The organism is Streptomyces sp. GS7 (assembly GCF_009834125.1).
Lineage (GTDB): Bacteria > Actinomycetota > Actinomycetes > Streptomycetales > Streptomycetaceae > Streptomyces.
In genome coordinates this window covers 984695-999900 of the sequence record NZ_CP047146.1, presented here as the reverse complement: position 1 = coordinate 999900, position 15206 = coordinate 984695, and the positions used below count along the sequence as shown (strand labels likewise).

At 67.7% G+C, this 15206-nt stretch carries 16 protein-coding genes; 4 read left to right on the top strand and 12 right to left on the bottom strand.

Annotated features, from left to right (window positions below; translation table 11 throughout):
* Positions 1-860 precede the first annotated feature (860 nt).
* From GR130_RS04235 to GR130_RS04210, 6 genes are all read right to left on the bottom strand, one after another.
* Complete coding sequence (locus GR130_RS04235) at positions 861-1772, bottom strand: phage major capsid protein (protein WP_159503451.1); 912 nt, start codon at positions 1770-1772, stop codon at positions 861-863.
* Between the two features lie 14 nt (positions 1773-1786).
* Positions 1787-2194 (bottom strand): hypothetical protein, encoded by a 408-nt coding sequence (locus tag GR130_RS04230; RefSeq protein WP_159503450.1) that lies wholly within the window; start codon positions 2192-2194, stop codon positions 1787-1789.
* A gap of 31 nt (positions 2195-2225) precedes the next feature.
* Positions 2226-2591, bottom strand: a complete 366-nt coding sequence (locus GR130_RS39660) for a helix-turn-helix domain-containing protein (RefSeq protein WP_201304791.1) — start codon at positions 2589-2591, stop codon at positions 2226-2228.
* A 258-nt stretch (positions 2592-2849) separates the two neighbouring features.
* The gene (locus GR130_RS04220; protein ID WP_159503448.1) at positions 2850-3374 is read right to left on the bottom strand and encodes a hypothetical protein; all 525 of its coding nucleotides are present in this window, start codon (positions 3372-3374) and stop codon (positions 2850-2852) included.
* A complete protein-coding gene (locus tag GR130_RS04215; protein WP_236572789.1) occupies positions 3371-3541 on the bottom strand; it encodes a helix-turn-helix domain-containing protein in 171 nt (56 codons plus the stop codon). The genes GR130_RS04220 and GR130_RS04215 overlap by 4 nt, the downstream gene beginning before the upstream one ends.
* Before the next feature lie 82 nt (positions 3542-3623).
* Positions 3624-4163 carry a hypothetical protein gene (locus GR130_RS04210; RefSeq protein ID WP_159503447.1) on the bottom strand — a complete coding sequence of 180 codons (540 nt, stop codon included), beginning with the start codon at positions 4161-4163 and terminating at the stop codon, positions 3624-3626.
* Positions 4164-4280: 117 nt separating this feature from the next.
* On the opposite strand from GR130_RS04210, the gene GR130_RS04205 reads away from it, so the two are divergent.
* Positions 4281-5459, top strand: a complete 1179-nt coding sequence (locus tag GR130_RS04205; protein WP_159503446.1) for a tyrosine-type recombinase/integrase — start codon at positions 4281-4283, stop codon at positions 5457-5459.
* Between the two features lie 200 nt (positions 5460-5659).
* Here GR130_RS04205 and GR130_RS04200 read toward each other — a convergent pair whose 3' ends face one another.
* Positions 5660-6832 (bottom strand): acyl-CoA dehydrogenase family protein, encoded by a 1173-nt coding sequence (locus GR130_RS04200; protein ID WP_159503445.1) that lies wholly within the window; start codon positions 6830-6832, stop codon positions 5660-5662.
* Positions 6833-7136: 304 nt separating this feature from the next.
* Here GR130_RS04200 and GR130_RS04195 point away from each other — a divergent pair, with 304 nt between their 5' ends.
* A complete protein-coding gene (locus GR130_RS04195; RefSeq protein ID WP_159503444.1) occupies positions 7137-8477 on the top strand; it encodes a UDP-glucose dehydrogenase family protein in 1341 nt (446 codons plus the stop codon).
* Between the two features lie 525 nt (positions 8478-9002).
* Here GR130_RS04195 and GR130_RS04190 read toward each other — a convergent pair.
* The 3 genes from GR130_RS04190 to GR130_RS04180 all read right to left on the bottom strand — a co-directional run bounded on the left by GR130_RS04190 (position 9003) and on the right by GR130_RS04180 (position 12000).
* Positions 9003-10175 (bottom strand): dipeptidase, encoded by a 1173-nt coding sequence (locus GR130_RS04190; protein ID WP_159503443.1) that lies wholly within the window; start codon positions 10173-10175, stop codon positions 9003-9005.
* Positions 10172-10675, bottom strand: a complete 504-nt coding sequence (gene purE / locus GR130_RS04185) for a 5-(carboxyamino)imidazole ribonucleotide mutase (protein WP_159503442.1) — start codon at positions 10673-10675, stop codon at positions 10172-10174. Before purE ends, GR130_RS04190 begins: the two co-directional genes overlap by 4 nt.
* A 119-nt stretch (positions 10676-10794) precedes the next feature.
* Positions 10795-12000, bottom strand: coding sequence for a 5-(carboxyamino)imidazole ribonucleotide synthase (locus GR130_RS04180; protein ID WP_268977855.1), 1206 nt, complete (start codon positions 11998-12000; stop codon positions 10795-10797).
* Positions 12001-12172: 172 nt separating this feature from the next.
* On the opposite strand from GR130_RS04180, the gene GR130_RS04175 reads away from it, so the two are divergent.
* Together GR130_RS04175 and GR130_RS04170 are read left to right on the top strand one after the other, a co-directional pair.
* Positions 12173-12613, top strand: a complete 441-nt coding sequence (locus GR130_RS04175; RefSeq protein ID WP_236572788.1) for a protease inhibitor I42 family protein — start codon at positions 12173-12175, stop codon at positions 12611-12613.
* A 99-nt stretch (positions 12614-12712) separates the two neighbouring features.
* Positions 12713-13219, top strand: a complete 507-nt coding sequence (locus GR130_RS04170) for a GtrA family protein (RefSeq protein ID WP_159503441.1) — start codon at positions 12713-12715, stop codon at positions 13217-13219.
* 8 nt (positions 13220-13227) lie between these two features.
* Here the strand turns inward: GR130_RS04170 and GR130_RS04165 are convergent, their stop codons facing one another.
* Positions 13228-14475, bottom strand: coding sequence for an ATP-binding protein (locus GR130_RS04165; RefSeq protein ID WP_159503440.1), 1248 nt, complete (start codon positions 14473-14475; stop codon positions 13228-13230).
* 6 nt (positions 14476-14481) lie between these two features.
* Entirely contained in the window at positions 14482-15162 is a 681-nt protein-coding gene (locus GR130_RS04160; RefSeq protein ID WP_030086430.1) for a response regulator transcription factor, read from the bottom strand.
* Positions 15163-15206 lie beyond the last annotated feature (44 nt).

Genomic DNA, 15206 nt, shown 5'->3' with positions numbered 1-15206 from the left:
GCGAATGCAAGGGTGGGGGTAATGTGCATTAGGAAGTGAATAGGACCCACCGGGGGTGCCTTCCTCCAACCGTGTACGGGTATCAAATTTTTCTCGACTGCAATTTCCAATGGAGGCTTTTCGCTCTGGAATTGCAAAACACCCCTGCCCCACCCCTAAGAAGAAAGCGGAAGAGGGGTGGAAGGCGAGGGCGGCACCGACAGTCACCGATGCCCCCGGTCTGCATCAAGGGCCGTACCCACGACCATCGGGCATGCGCTAAACGGTTCTGACCTGCGGAAATGCCGAATGAGTGACAGCCTGTCGCTCATTCGGCGCCGAAGTGGGAGTCCCGCGTCACAGCCCCGGCGGACCCGTGGGCATGCAAGCAGGAAAGATCACACTCCCACTTTTGAGGCTCTGACGTTACGGAATCAGGGAATATCACCTAGCACCCCTCGGTGGAGTGCATTTTGACCACTGGAGTGCCACCCAACTTCGAACCCTCAACGACGGAGAGCAAGACGACGAGCCCCGCTCCATTGGCAGGGCCCGTCGGTGCTGCGCTAAGTGCCTTCGAGGCACGTAGATTTTCTGTCGTATGACTTCCCCGAAGGAAGTCATACAGTGGACCCCCTCGACAGCAGCCTGACAGTGCACGCATCAGCTAATGAGTTTCTTGAAGAAACTCACACCGAGTGCTTGCATCGTCAGGCTGCGGGTAAGTACCTCCAAGGCACGTAGTCTTCCTCTCCTATGACTTTCCCGAAGAAAGTCATACAGCGGCCCCGTCTACCCAGCACGCCCCTTCGGCAGCACTCCGACAGTGCACACATCAGCTATGAGTGCCTTCAAGGCACTCATGCCGTGCGCATTCAGGATCAGGCCGCGGTGACCCACTCCACGGCCGCGCGGACAATGCCCTTGGTCGGCTTGCTCTCATCAAAGGCGTTGTCGGCCTTCTTGGTGTCCAGCTCCGGGTACCGCACGATCTTTCCGCCGTACAGGTGGAGGTTATCGATGACGTCTGCTCGGTATCGCTCGCTCTGGAGGCTCCTAAAGCCAGTGAACTGGCTCGCATACGTACTGAACTCCGAGTGCCCGGCAACGATGTCCACACCCTTCGGCATGGCCGTGGTGGACAGCACCGTGAAGCCAGCGAGGCGGGCAACGACGCCGTTCGAAGTGGCCCCAGCCTGGCCGTAGGCGCCAGCGTTGGCAATGGCCGGATGCTCGATCAGGTACCGCTTCACACGGGGCGAGACGACCACGTATCGGCCTGCCGGGATGTCGTTGTCGTCCAGGGCCAGCATCATGTCCAGGATCGCGCTGTAGAGCGCCTGAGGCGCGTTGGCAGACACCTTGACGTTCGGAAGGGCCGTGGCCCCCTTGGCGATCACCCCGCCCATGAACGAGTCAGCCTCGCGGGCAAGGGCGCGGATCATCTGCTGATTGATCGGGGAATCGAGGGTGCCTGCCACCTGAAGCCGTTCGGCGTTCTCGACGAGAAGCTGAATGTACTTTGCTTCCGTGATCTCCAGCTTCTGGTCAATAGTCTCCGGCCGCTGCGAAGTCATGCCATCGGGCAGCTTGTAATCCCCGACAGAGGGCCGAGCAAGGCTGTTGATGTGTACTACATCCCCCTGCTGGCGAATGTTGCCCTCGTACTTCCGGTTGGACACCAGCGGCGAGGCCCACACCAACAGTGGGTCGAATTGTACGAGTAGTGCGGAGTCCCATTCCTCACTGACAAATGAGTAGGTTCCAGCGTTCTGATAAGGGCGAGCTGCCATAAATTACCTCCTGGTTAGCGGTTACGGGCGTCGAGAGAGACTGAACTGCGGGCTCCTATGCCGTTGTAGTGGCCCATGCCCATGAGTTGCGGGAACTTCGGCTCCGGCTCGGCCTGAAAGGGCTTGAGTGCCAGCGCGATAGCCTCTGCGGCGGGCTCGCCGTCCTCCCCGAGGAGCTTGGAGAGGTCGAGAAGGTCAATGAACCCGTCAGGAAAATCCACACCGGCCTTGGCGGCCTCGGCCCTCAGTTCGGCCTGGGCCAGCCTCCCTGCATACTCCCGCTGGATCTCGGCCCGAATCGCCTCGGCAGGGTCGGGAGCATTGGCGGGTTCAGGTTCGGCCGGCGGGGCTTCGAAAGCCTCGGCCGCATCAAAAGTTGCCGAGTTCTCCGGAGTTTCTGAAATCTGTACTGCGTCGCTCACGGGCGACACCTCCTAAGTATTGATCTTCAACTCAGGCAGCCGAGGCTGCATCGTCCTTCACTAGGTGCAGAAGAGGAATGTGGAGACTTCGGCTGATGCGCACGAGGGTGCGCGTACTCGGGGCGGTCTCGCCCGACTCCCACCGGTAGACGGTGGAAGCGACCACACCAAGGTCATTCGCCAACTCCTCGACAGACAAGCCAAGTGTTAGACGACGAGCAGCGAAGACGTGACGATTGAACAAGTACTCCCCCAACTGTTTGCAACCACGCGAATATGCTCGTGGCCGCCGCGCCAGCCTTGGCCGCGCTCGGACGCGAGTAGTTTTCCTCCCGCACCCTGCTCTGGGAGGAAAATGCGCAGCGGCTGAGGAAGGCTGAGGCAACAGGTAACGCATCGACGGCCCCGGCCGGAGATCCGAACAACTGCCGAGGCTTGACGAGGAGGAGAACCTAGTAGGTGAACATGTATGAGCGGGCGCCCACGGAGGCGCCCAACTCCTCATCTCTCAGGAATCTCACAACAGAATCACTCCGCCCCTCCGCAGGGGGCGGCCTGTACTGGTCATAATCTATGGAAGTGGCCCCGGTGCTCACTCCGCTCGCCCCGGCATCAACCTCTTATTTAAGAAGAGCCGTAGAACTGTCCCTTGGCATCAAGCGGCCAAGGACGCCGTTTCGCTAAACTCTGCGGACCTGAGCCGTACACGCTGCGCCCACTCACCTGAGGGGAACGCGGCTCCGCCACGGGCGATGTTGTCGCACTCCGCCTCCCAGCGCCGGGCGGCTTCCGGCGTGTTGAACATCCAATCGTCGTGGTCGCTGTCCCAGGGGATGTTGTGCCCGTGGGTCGCGCACTCCTCCCGCTTCTTCTTCGACGGCGCGTCCATCGCCGCCACGGTGGACGGGATGAGTAGGCAACGGCGACTGGCTGTTGGGGCCAGAAGTCCGGCGCCCCTGAGCGCCGTCAACGCCTGCGAATAGCGCCCCGGGCTGTAGGGCGCCCCTTTCTCGTTGGTCAAGATGAGCTGCAACTCGCCGGAGCCCAGCGGGGCGTGCCCACCCCTCTGCATCCGATCCAGAGCAAGTAGCCACATGCGCGTTTCGAGGTGGAGAGCAGCGCTTCCGATCGCTGGGTTCGAGTGCTCCGGCCGGTAGACCTTGGCAAATCGGTAGCTCACTTCGCCTCCTGCGCGTCCAGCCAGCGGTCAAGGTCATTGGGACGGCAGCGAAGCGACTGCCCAACCTTCCGGAACGGGATCGCCTCACTCTTCCAGTTGTCGTACACCCACGACTTCGGGACGCTCAGGTAGTCAGCAACATCGCCAACGGTCATCAGCTTGGTCAAAAATTCCTCCGAGAAAAAGAAAACCCCCGAGACGCCTCGGGGGCTGGGTCGTGCTTTTGGATTTGGATATCGGCTGCGCGTCTTACTCGGCAACGATTCTGGAGTCGAGCACAGCCTTGGCCTTGTCGGTCAACTCCCCGCCGGCCTTTCCCGCCACCGTGGTGAGGAAGCCGTCCCGCCGGGCCTGCTTGAGGTGCCCCTTGGCTGTCTCGGGGCTTCGGCCGATGCGTTGTGCTAGCCACGGAACCGGAGCCGCCGCACCAGTGTCCGCAATGGCCAAGTAGAGGGAAGACAAGACGGCCAGGTACGCGTCCGACACGCCCTCACTCTCAAGCAGGTGACGCGCTGCCTCACCGGCAATCTCCATCGCCTCGACAAGCTCTTTCAGTACTTCCCGTCCCTTCGGGGCGTGCTCCTCCGCAGTCTTCACGGCGCTGGCCAGATCCAGCCTGCGCAGAACCGTGGTGGAGATACCGCGTGCCACGTCGCGGGCGGGGGCGCCCTCAGCCTTCTCAATGGTGATGCGCTGCGGTCCCCCGGTGACCGGCCCAGTCGGCCACCACATGCGGATCACCCACGCCCCTTGCTGCTGGGTGATCTCAAGTCCTTCCTCAGCTTCCATACCCACACCGTACCACGCAGGGTTGGCAACCCCGTGTTGACAACCCTGGGTGGACAGACTGAGACTGGCCGCAGGAGGGGCCGACGTGGCACCCGATCACGGCAGGGACTATCGCAAGTGGCCAGGGCATGGGTAGCTCGCTCGAAGGACGACCCAAAGAAGTGGACGACCTTCTGGTACGACCCGGACGGGAAGCAGCGGCAGAAGAGCTTCGACACCAAGAAGCGGGCCGACGACCAGCGCAAGCGCAAGGAACAGGAACTCGACGCAGGGACGTACCTGGATGACAAGTTGGGGAAGCAGCCCGTCACGGCTGTCTGGGAGCAGTGGACGAACCAAAGGAAGTTGGAGAACAGCACCAAGAAGCAGTACCGGTCGATCCTGACGACGACCATTGAGCCGTTCTTCAAGGCCCGTTCCATCGTGTCCCTGAAGGTGGCGGATATCGAGCAGTGGATGTTGTGGATGGAGCAGGACCGCAAGCTGTCCGCGCGGACTCGCCGTCAGCGGTTCTCGTTCTTCTCCGGAATGATGGACTGGGCCGTCGTCAACGAGATCATCGGACGCAACCCGTGCAAGAAGATCAAGCACGCCGGAAGCCGTGCCAAGGAGATCCGCGAGCACAAGAGCAAGGCCCGGCGCCTCACCACGCGGGAAGTGCTCGCCATGCTCGACGGGGCTCCGGCTCGCTACCGGGCGATGCTCTGGCTGATGGCCGGATGCGGACTCCGTATCGGTGAAGCCATGGCCGTCTCGCGGGATCAGATCGACTTCAAGGCCGAAGTCCTCCGCGTTGACTTCCAGATCGCGGAGGATGGCGAAACCGAGTCCGGCAAGAACAGCGCGCTACAGCGGCGGCACATCAAGGCCCGTGACGAGGAGGAGCCCGGCCGGGTCGTACCGCTGCCGCCCAACGTGGCGTTCGAGCTGCGCAGGCACATCAAGAACCACGGAGTATGGGGGCCGGAACGTCTGCTGTTCCCCAACGTGACCCGCACCGGGTACCTGTACGCGTCGTACTTCTACAGGCAGATCTGGCTCGTGTCCCTTACCAAGGGAAAGGTGGCGTACTGCAAGCCGCACTCCATGCGCCACTACTACGGATCGCGGCTCCTGTACGCGGGAGTCCCTGAGAACGACGTAGCCGACTGGATGGGTCACAGCAGTACGGACGTGCTGCGTGAGCACTACCACTACATCTTTGAGGGAGCCGAGCAGCGCGGGCGGGCGGCCATCGTAACGATGCTGACGCCCGGCGCGGACGACCCTACCGAAGGACAGGCAGAAGTCGCCTGACAGAGCCCATGCGAACGACCCCCGGCAGAGTGCCGGGGGTCGTCGTGTTTGCGCAGGTGAAAGGCGGTTTCCTGCCCAGCTTCAGCCCAGGATTTCCCCAGCATGACGCCCGTGATCAGCCCGAAACGGACCCGAACGGACCGGAAGCCGATCACAGCCCGCGAGCCATCGAAAACGGGCGCTGACCTGCGAAAACCCTGTTACGGCAGGTTCCGCGCCATGACGATCCGCTGGACCTGATTCGTGCCTTCATAAATCTGGGTGATCTTGGCGTCCCGCATCATCCGCTCGACCGGGTAGTCGCGGGTGTAGCCGTAGCCGCCGAGCAGCTGGACGGCGTCCGTGGTGATCTCCATGGCGGCGTCCGAGGCGTAGCACTTGGCGGCGGCGCCGAAGAACGTCAGGTCCTCGCCCTTGCCGCCGGCCGAGACCCGCTCGGAGCGGGCCGCCGCGGCGTAGGTCAGCTGGCGGGCCGCCTCCAGCTTCATGGCCATGTCGGCGAGCATGAACTGGACGCCCTGGAAGTCGCCGATCGGCTTGCCGAACTGCTTGCGCTCCTGGACGTACCCCTTGGCGTAGTCGAGCGCGCCCTGCGCGATGCCGATGGCCTGGGCCGCGATGGTGATGCGGGTGTGGTCCAGGGTCTTCATGGCGGTGGCGAAGCCGGTGCCCTCGGCGCCGATCATGCGGTCGGCGGGGATCCGGACGTTGTCGAGGTAGACCTCGCGGGTCGGCGAACCCTTGATGCCGAGCTTCTTCTCCGGCGCGCCGAAGGAGACGCCCTCATCGCCCTTCTCGACGACGAAGGCCGATATTCCCTTGGAGCGCTTCTCCGGGTCGGTGACGGCCATGACGGTGTAGTACTCGCTGACGCCCGCGTTGGTGATCCAGCGCTTGACGCCGTTGAGGACGTAGTGGTCGCCGTCCCGCACCGCCTTGGTCTTCATCCCGGCCGCGTCGGAACCGGCGTCCGGCTCGCTCAGGCAGTACGAGAACATCGCGTCGCCCTTGGCGAGCGGCGCCAGGTACTTCTTCTTGATCTCCTCGCCGCCGGAGAGGATCACCGGGAGCGAGCCGAGCTTGTTGACGGCCGGGATGAGGGAGGAGGAACCGCAGACCCGGGCGACCTCCTCGATGACGATCACGGTCGCCAGCGCGTCGGCGCCCGCACCGCCGTACGCCTCGGGTACGTGGACGGCGTGCAGGTCGCTGGCGACCAGCGCGTCCAGCGCCTCCTGGGGGAAGCGGGCCTCCTCGTCGACCGCGGCGGCGAACGGCGCGATCTTCGCCTCGGCGAGCGAGCGCACCGACTCGCGGAGCATGTCGTGCTCCTCGGACGGCCGGTACAGATCGAAATCAGCGGTTCCCGCCAAGGTTTCTCACTCCCCTGTGAGGTGCCGGCAGTGCTAACTACCGTTAAGTAACCCTTACAGACACAGGATTCTAGGCGCCGATCCCCGCCACGGGTACGTGAGGTTGCCGACAGTCACCCCAGGGGCGGCGCACACGACCGGACCGGGTCGTTCCCTGCCCGACTATGCTCGGTCAGCGCCGTTTTTCCGCATCCCGCCCGCCACCCGACCTTCCCCCAAGCTCTCAACTCCGTTCGAGCAGGGGAGACCCCAATCCCCTCAACGTCGGCGCTCCGCGCCGCAACCATCTGTTTGGAGCCCCCGCATGGCCCTCAAGATCACCGTGATCGGCACCGGCTACCTCGGTGCCACCCACGCCGCCGCGATGGCCGAGCTGGGTTACGAGGTGCTCGGGCTGGACGTGCTGCCGGAGAAGATCGAGATGCTCCGCCGGGGCGAGGTCCCGATGTACGAGCCCGGTCTGGAGGAACTGCTGCGCCGCCACGTCGCCGGGATCGAGGGCTCCACCGGCCGGCTGCGCTTCACCACCTCCTACGAGGAGGTCGGCGCGTTCGGCGACATCCACTTCGTCTGCGTGAACACCCCGCAGAAGCACGGCGAGTACGCCTGCGACATGTCCTACGTCGAGTCCGCCTTCGACGCGCTGGCGCCGCATCTGACCCGGCCCGCACTGGTGGTCGGCAAGTCGACGGTACCGGTGGGCAGCGCGGCCCGGCTCGCCGAGCGGCTGGCGGCCAACGCCCCGGCCGGCGCGGACGCCGAGCTGGCGTGGAACCCGGAGTTCCTGCGCGAGGGGTTCGCCGTCCAGGACACCCTGCACCCGGACCGGATCGTGGTCGGCGTCACGAGCGAGCGGGCCGAGGCGCTGCTGCGTGAGGTGTACACGACGCCGGTCGCCGAGGGCGCGCCGTTCGTCGTCACGGACTACCCGACCGCCGAACTCGTCAAGACCTCCGCCAACTCCTTCCTGGCGACCAAGATCTCGTTCATCAACGCCATGGCCGAGGTGTGCGAGGCGGCCGACGCCGACGTGGCGAAGCTGGCCGAGGCGATCGGCTACGACGAGCGGATCGGCAAGAAGTTCCTGCGCGCCGGCATCGGCTTCGGCGGCGGCTGCCTCCCCAAGGACCTGCGGGCTTTCATGGCCCGCGCCGGCGAACTGGGCGTGGACCAGGCCCTGACGTTCCTGCGCGAGATCGACTCGATCAACATGCGGCGCCGCGGCCACATGGTCGAGATGGCCCGCGACGCGGTGGGCGGCGGCTTCCTCGGCAAGCGGGTCGCCGTCCTCGGCGCGACCTTCAAGCCGGACTCGGACGACGTCCGCGACTCCCCCGCGCTCAACGTCGCCGGCCAGATCCACCTCCAGGGCGGCCAGGTCACCGTCTACGACCCCAAGGGCATGGCGAACGCGAAGAGGGTCTTCCCGACCCTCGGCTACACGACGAGCGCACTGGAGGCGGTGCGCGGTGCGCATGTCGTGCTGCACCTGACGGAGTGGCGCGAGTTCCGCGAACTGGACCCGGCGAAGCTGGCCGAGGTCGCCGGCGAACGCCGCATCCTCGACGGCCGCAATGCGTTGGACGCTGCGCTGTGGCGTAAGGCGGGGTGGGTCTATCGGGCGATGGGGCGCCCGTCCGCCTAGCGGTTCCGCTGCGCTTTGCCTGCTTCCCACGTTGTCGGCTGGCCCGCCGTGGGGGTGTTTCGCCGTTTCGCCTGCGGCGGGCGGGGCCGCTGCGCGGGGCTGTCGGGTGCGGTGACGGTCTTGCGGGGCAGGGTGTCCGGACTGCTTCGCTTTACGTCCGGACACCCAGCCCCTCCGGCCCGCCCCCTCCCGTTGGGTGGGTGGGAGATCAGGTGGTTGGTGGTTCGGGTGAGTGGGTCAGGCTGCGTTGTGGGTTGAGGGGTGGCCGCTCAAGAGGAGAGGGCCGTCAGGGGACCACCGGCCCCAGTTCCCACCCAGCGGTTTTCTCCCACCCCTCCACGGGAGGGGGCGGGCCGGAGGGGGTGGTGTGCAGGACGTAAAGCGCAGCAGTCCTGCACACCACCCCCGGAGGACCGCCACCGCACCCCGACAGCCCCGCGCAGCGGACAACACCCCGCGCCGAAGGCGCAAACACGCGAACCCCCACGGCGGGAAAGCCGAACACGTGGGGCGGGCCCCATCGGCTCAGATGGTGGCGTTGGAAGGCCCGCGCAGCTTCCGTTCCTCGTGGGAGACGTCCTCCGCCGCGCGCAACGCACGGACCGCGTTCTGCCAGGTCAGCTTGGCCAGGTCGGCCGCCGACCACTTACGGTCCAGGAGTTCGGCGATGAGATTCGGGTAGCTCGCGACGTCGGCCAGGTCGGCGGGGGTGAAGGCGGTGCCGTCGAAGTCGCCGCCGATGCCGATGTGGTCGATGCCGGCGACCTCTCGCATGTGGTCGAGGTGGTCGGCGACGGTGGCCGCGGTGGCCGTCGGCCGCGGGTTCGCGGCCTCGAAGGCGCGCTGGACCGCCATGCCCGCCTCGGTGGTGTCGAGGTGGTGCAGGCCGTGCGCGCGCATGTTCTCGTCGGCGCGCAGCGTCCACGCGACGGCGGCGGGCAGCACGAACTTCGGGACGAAGGTGGCCATCGCGACCCCGCCGTTGGCGGGCAGTTGGGCCAGGACGTCGTCGGGGATGTTGCGCGGGTGGTCGCAGACGGCGCGGGCGGAGGAGTGCGAGAAGATCACCGGCGCGGTGCTGACGCGGAGCGCGTCGCGCATGGTGTCCGGGGAGACGTGCGAGAGGTCGACGAGCATCCCGCAGCGGTTCATCTCGCGGACGACCTCTTCGCCGAACGCCGACAGGCCGTGGTGGCGCGGCTCGTCGGTCGCCGAGTCCGCCCAGTCGTTGTTGTCGTTGTGGGTCAGCGTCATGTAGCGGACGCCGAGGTCGTGGAACGCGCGCAGGGTGGCGAGCGAGTTGTTGATGGAGTGGCCGCCCTCGGCTCCCATGAGGGAGGCGATGCGGCCCTGGGCGCGCGCGGCCTCCATGTCGTCGGCGGTCCGCGCGGGCGCCAGGTCGGCGGCGTAGCGGTCGGTCAACTGCCGTACCGCGTCGATCTGTTCGAGGGTGGCGCTGACGGCGTGGTCGCCGGTGTAGTCGGAGCGGACGTACACCGACCAGAACTGCGCGCCGACCCCGCCGGCCCGCAGCCGCGGGATGTCGGTGTGCAGGCTGGCGCTCTGGTCGGTGGCGACATCGCGCCGGTCGAGGTCGTAGCGGACCTGTTCGCGCAGGGCCCAGGGGAGGTCGTTGTGGCCGTCGACGACCGGCCACTCGGCCAGCAGTTCCCGGGCGGCGTCCCGGGCGGCCGTCACTTCTTGCCCCCGAAGCCGAAGCCGCCGGTCTTCGCGACCTTGTTGCGCAGCCGCTTGCCCTTCTCGGTGGCCTGGTCGTTCAGCTCCTGCTGGAAGTCCCGCATACGGGAGAGGAGTTCGGGGTCGTGGGCGCCGAGGATACGGGCCGCGAGCAGTCCGGCGTTGCGGGCGCCGCCGACCGAGACGGTGGCGACCGGCACACCGGCCGGCATCTGCACGATGGAGAGGAGGGAGTCCATGCCGTCGAGGTACTTGAGCGGGACGGGGACGCCGATGACCGGCAGCGGGGTGACGGAGGCGAGCATGCCGGGGAGGTGGGCGGCGCCGCCGGCGCCGGCGATGATCGCCTTGAGGCCGCGGCCGGCCGCCTCCTCGCCGTACGTGATCATCTCGTGCGGCATGCGGTGCGCCGAGACCACGTCGACCTCGTAGCGGATCTCGAACTCGTCGAGGGCCTGGGCGGCGGCCTCCATGACGGGCCAGTCGGAGTCGGAACCCATGACGATGCCGACGAGACAAGAGGGACGCGCGTCAGCGCTCGTCGAGGGGAATGGGGTCTCCCCTGCTCGAACGGAGTTGAGAGCTTGGGGAAGGTCGGGCGACGGGCGGGCCGGTGCGGTCATTCTGTGATTGTTCCTCGCAGGTAGCCGGCGGCGTGCGCGGCGCGCTCGCGCACGTCGGCCAGGTCGTCGCCGTAAGTGTTGACGTGGCCGACCTTGCGGCCCGGCTTCACGTCCTTTCCGTACATGTGAATCTTCAACTGCGGGTCGCGTGCCATGCAATGCAGGTACGCGGAGTACATGTCGGGATAGTCGCCGCCGAGGACGTTGGCCATCACCGTCCAGGGGGCGCGCGGGCGGGGGTCGCCGAGCGGGAGGTCGAGGACGGCGCGGACGTGGTTGGCGAACTGCGAGGTGATCGCGCCGTCCTGGGTCCAGTGACCGGAATTGTGCGGGCGCATCGCGAGTTCGTTGACGAGGACGGCGGGTGCGCCGTCGGCGTCGCGGACCTCGAACAGCTCGACCGCGAGGTGCCCGACGACGCCCAGTTCGTCGGCGATCCGCAGCGCGAGCTGCTGGGCGTGCGTGGAGAGTTCGTCGGAGAGGCCGGGCGCCGGGGCGATGACGGTGTCGCAGACGCCGTCGACCTGGATGGACTCGACGACCGGGTAGGCGACGGCCTGGCCGTGCGGTGAGCGGACGACGTTGGCGGCAAGTTCCCGGACGAAGGGGACCTTCTCCTCCGCCAGGACGGGCACCCCGGCGAGGAACGGCTCGGCCGCCTCCTTGGAGGATCGTACGACCCAGACTCCCTTGCCGTCATAGCCCCCGCGGACGGTCTTGAGGACCACGGGAAATCCGCCCGACCCGCCACCCGGCCACCGCCCCTCATCGAGGCGCTCCGCGCCGCCCCCGCTGATTTCGGCCGCGAAGCGCTCGACGTCGGCGGGGTCGGCCACGATGCGGTGGCGCGGGCAGGGGACGCCGATGGCGTCCAGTCCGGCGCGCATCACGCCCTTGTCCTGGGCGTGCACCAGCGCGTCGGGGCCGGGCCGCACGGGAATGCCGTCGGCCTCCAACGCCCGCAAGTGCTCGGTGGGTACGTGCTCGTGATCGAAGGTGACCACGTCACAGCCCTGCGCGAAGGCGCGCAGCGTGTCCAGGTCGCGGTAGTCGCCGATGACGACCTCGCTGACCACCTGGGCCGCCGAGTCCTGCGGGGTATCGCTGAGGAGCTTGAATCTGATGCCGAGGGGGATACCCGCCTCGTGGGTCATACGGGCGAGCTGACCGCCGCCGACCATGCCGACTACCGGGAACGTCACGCCCCCAGGGTAGCCGCACGGCAGAGCCGCCCCGACTCCGGGCTTGGAGGATCCTCCGAGCGCAGACGTTCGAAGATCGCCGGCCATGCGCCGTTGCGGACCCGCGGCGGCGAAGGGCCGGCTCGGAGCGAGGACGGGTGCCGGGCTGCTGCCCGGCGGAGGGGGATGCCGGATGGAGAACGGTGACATAGCGCGGGACTCCCGGCCGCTGGTGATCGCGATGGCGGTCGTCGCGCTGCTGATCGCCCTGTATTCCGTGGTCAGCGAGCTGTCCGGGCCGGCGGTCTACCGCCCCGGCGACAGCGAGATCTCGGTCTCCGCCGGGGACCGCTTCACCATCGCGGTCCCGGACGACCCCGGCGACGGCTACCACTGGATCATCGCCGCCCCCCGTCCGGATCCGGCCGTTCTGGAGGCCACCGGCGAGCGCACCGACCCGGACGCGGAACCGGGCCATCCGGCGTCCGGCGCCGGCGGCACCCGCGAGCTGGGCTTCCGCGCCGTGCGCGCGGGGCGTACCGACCTGCGGCTGCTGCACTGCCGGCGCTGCGCCACCGGCGCGGTGGACGAGCCGGGCACCCGTACGGTGAACTTCCGCGTGACGGTGGACTGACGGCCCCCGGCACCACGGTCCGCCGGGCGTGGTTAGAGTGAGGGTGCGTACCGGGCCGCCGGCCACACACCGCCCACGACAGGGAGCTGGACGATCACCATGAGTGAACGGAGCCCACTGCGATCGAGGCTGGCTGCGCTCGTCCAGGAGGTCGTGAAGTTCGGCGCCGTCGGCGGCGCCGGGGTCGTGGTGAACTTCGCGGTCTTCAACGTCGTCCGGCATCTGACCGAGATCCCCGTCGTGCGGGCGAGCATCGTCGCGACGGTGGTGGCCACCGCCACCAACTACGTCGGCTACCGCTACTTCGCCTACCGGGACCGCGACAAGCAGGGGCGCACCAAGGAGCTGACGCTCTTCCTGCTGTTCAGCGTGATCGGCCTGGTCATCGAGAACGGCATCCTGTACACCGCGACGTACGGATTCGACTGGGACAGCCCGCTGCAGAGCAACTTCTTCAAGTTCCTCGGCATCGGGATCGCCACGCTCTTCCGCTTCTGGTCCTACCGCACCTGGGTCTTCCGGGGGCTGCCGGCCCGCGAGGCCGTGGAGACCGCGGAGTCCTTCCTGACCGACGACGCGCAGCTGCCGAGCGGCGTGCGCAAGTAGGTCCGGGCTCACTCCTCGGTGGGCTCCGCCTCCCGTGCCAGGAACAGCGCGAAGACCGGCGGATGCTGCTGGAGCAGCTCCAGACGGCCGCCGTCCGCCTCCGCCAGGTCGCGGGCGACGGCGAGCCCCAGGCCCGTGGAGTTGCGGCCGGAGACGGTCCGCTCGAAGACCCGCGAGCCGAGGTCCGGCGGTACCCCGGGGCCGGCGTCGGTGACCTCGACGACGGCTTGGTTGCCGGTGACGCGGGTGCGCAGCGCGACCGTGCCGGCGCCGTGCATCAGGGAGTTCTCGATGAGGGTGGCCAGCACCTGGGCGACCGCGCCGGGGGTACCGACGGCCCGCAGCTCCTTCTTGCCGGAGCGGACGATAGCGCGTCCGGCGCTGCGGTAGGCCGGGCGCCACTCCTCGATCTGCTGCTTGACGACCTCGTCCAGGTCGAAGGCGACCGCCGAGCCGCTGCGCGGGTCGCGGGAGTTGGTCAGCAGCCGCTGGACCACGTCCGTCAGCCGCTCCACCTGGGCCAGCGCGATGGTGGCCTCTTCCTTCACGGTCTCCGGATCGTCGGTGAGGGTGATCTCCTCCAGGCGCATGGACAGCGCGGTCAGCGGGGTGCGCAGCTGGTGCGAGGCGTCGGCGGCCAGCCGCCGCTCGGCGGTCAGCATGCGGGCGATCCGCTCGGCGCTGGCGTCCAGCACATCGGCGACCCGGTCCAGCTCCTGGACGCCGTAGCGGCGGTGGCGGGGGCGCGGGTCGCCGGAGCCCAGCCGCTCGGCGGTCTCCGCGAGGTCGGTGAGCGGCGCGGTCAGCCGGCGGGCCTGGCGGACGGCCAGCACCACCGCCGCGAGGATCGCCAGCAGGGCGACGGCCAGGATGACCAGCAGCGTCCGGCCGATCTCCGCGCTGACCGTGGAGCGGGACTCCTGGACGACGACCGACTCGCCCTGGTCACCGCGCACCTGCGACTCGATCACGTCGCCGGACGGCCGGGCCCCGATCTCGATCTTCGCCTTGCCGGGCACCTTGATCTCGGCGTACCGGTTGGCGGTGATCTGCTCGGAGAGGATTTCCGGGGTGATCTTCTCGTTGCTGCCCAGCCGGCTCTCCACTATCCCGACCAGGCGGACCGCCTCGGACTGCACGCTCTCCTGTGCGCCGGACTGGATCGTGCGGGTCTCGACGATCACCAGGGAGACGCCGAAGACGGCGATGACGACGAGTACCACGGCGAGCGTGGAGTTGATCAGTCGGCGGCGCACGGGCCCCTAGCTCTTTTCGAAGCGGAAGCCGACCCCGCGCACGGTGGCGATGTAACGGGGGTTGGCGGCGTCGTCCCCGAGCTTCTTGCGGAGCCAGGAGATGTGCATGTCCAGGGTCTTCGTCGACGACCACCAGGTGGTGTCCCAGACCTCGCGCATCAGCTGGTCGCGGGTGACGACGCGGCCGGCGTCCCGTACCAGGACCCGGAGCAGGTCGAATTCCTTGGCGGTGAGCTGGAGCTCCTCGTCCCCCATCCAGGCGCGGTGCGACTCGACGTCGATCCGTACGCCGTGGGTGGCGGGCGGCTGCTGGGGCTCGGCGGTGGAGCCGCGGCGCAGCAGGGCCCGGACGCGGGCGAGGAGCTCGGCGAGCCGGAAGGGCTTGGTGACGTAGTCGTCGGCGCCGGCGTCCAGGCCGACGACGGTGTCCACCTCGTCGGCGCGGGCGGTCAGTACAAGGATGGGGAAGGAATGGCCTTCGTTGCGCAGCCGGCGGGCGACCTCCAAGCCGTCCATGCCGGGCAGTCCCAGGTCCAGGACGACGAGGTCGATGTTGCCCTGGAGGCCGGCGTCGAGCGCCGTCGGGCCGTCCTCGCGCACCTCGACTTCGTAACCCTCGCGGCGCAGGGCGCGGGCGAGCGGCTCCGAGATGGACGCGTCATCCTCGGCGAGCAGTACACGGGTCATGGGCCGATGGTAGTCCGATGTGCCGACACCGAGGGGCGGACCAG

Coding starts and splice junctions, on each gene's coding strand:
- GR130_RS39660 (WP_201304791.1), bottom strand. CDS start 2,591: ATGCGTTACCTGTTGCCTCAGCCTTCCTCAGCCGCTGCGCATTTTCCT.
- GR130_RS04210 (WP_159503447.1), bottom strand. CDS start 4,163: ATGGAAGCTGAGGAAGGACTTGAGATCACCCAGCAGCAAGGGGCGTGG.
- GR130_RS04175 (WP_236572788.1), top strand. CDS start 12,173: ATGGAGAACGGTGACATAGCGCGGGACTCCCGGCCGCTGGTGATCGCG.
- GR130_RS04170 (WP_159503441.1), top strand. CDS start 12,713: ATGAGTGAACGGAGCCCACTGCGATCGAGGCTGGCTGCGCTCGTCCAG.
- GR130_RS04235 (WP_159503451.1), bottom strand. CDS start 1,772: ATGGCAGCTCGCCCTTATCAGAACGCTGGAACCTACTCATTTGTCAGT.
- GR130_RS04160 (WP_030086430.1), bottom strand. CDS start 15,162: ATGACCCGTGTACTGCTCGCCGAGGATGACGCGTCCATCTCGGAGCCG.
- GR130_RS04195 (WP_159503444.1), top strand. CDS start 7,137: ATGGCCCTCAAGATCACCGTGATCGGCACCGGCTACCTCGGTGCCACC.
- purE (WP_159503442.1), bottom strand. CDS start 10,675: ATGGGTTCCGACTCCGACTGGCCCGTCATGGAGGCCGCCGCCCAGGCC.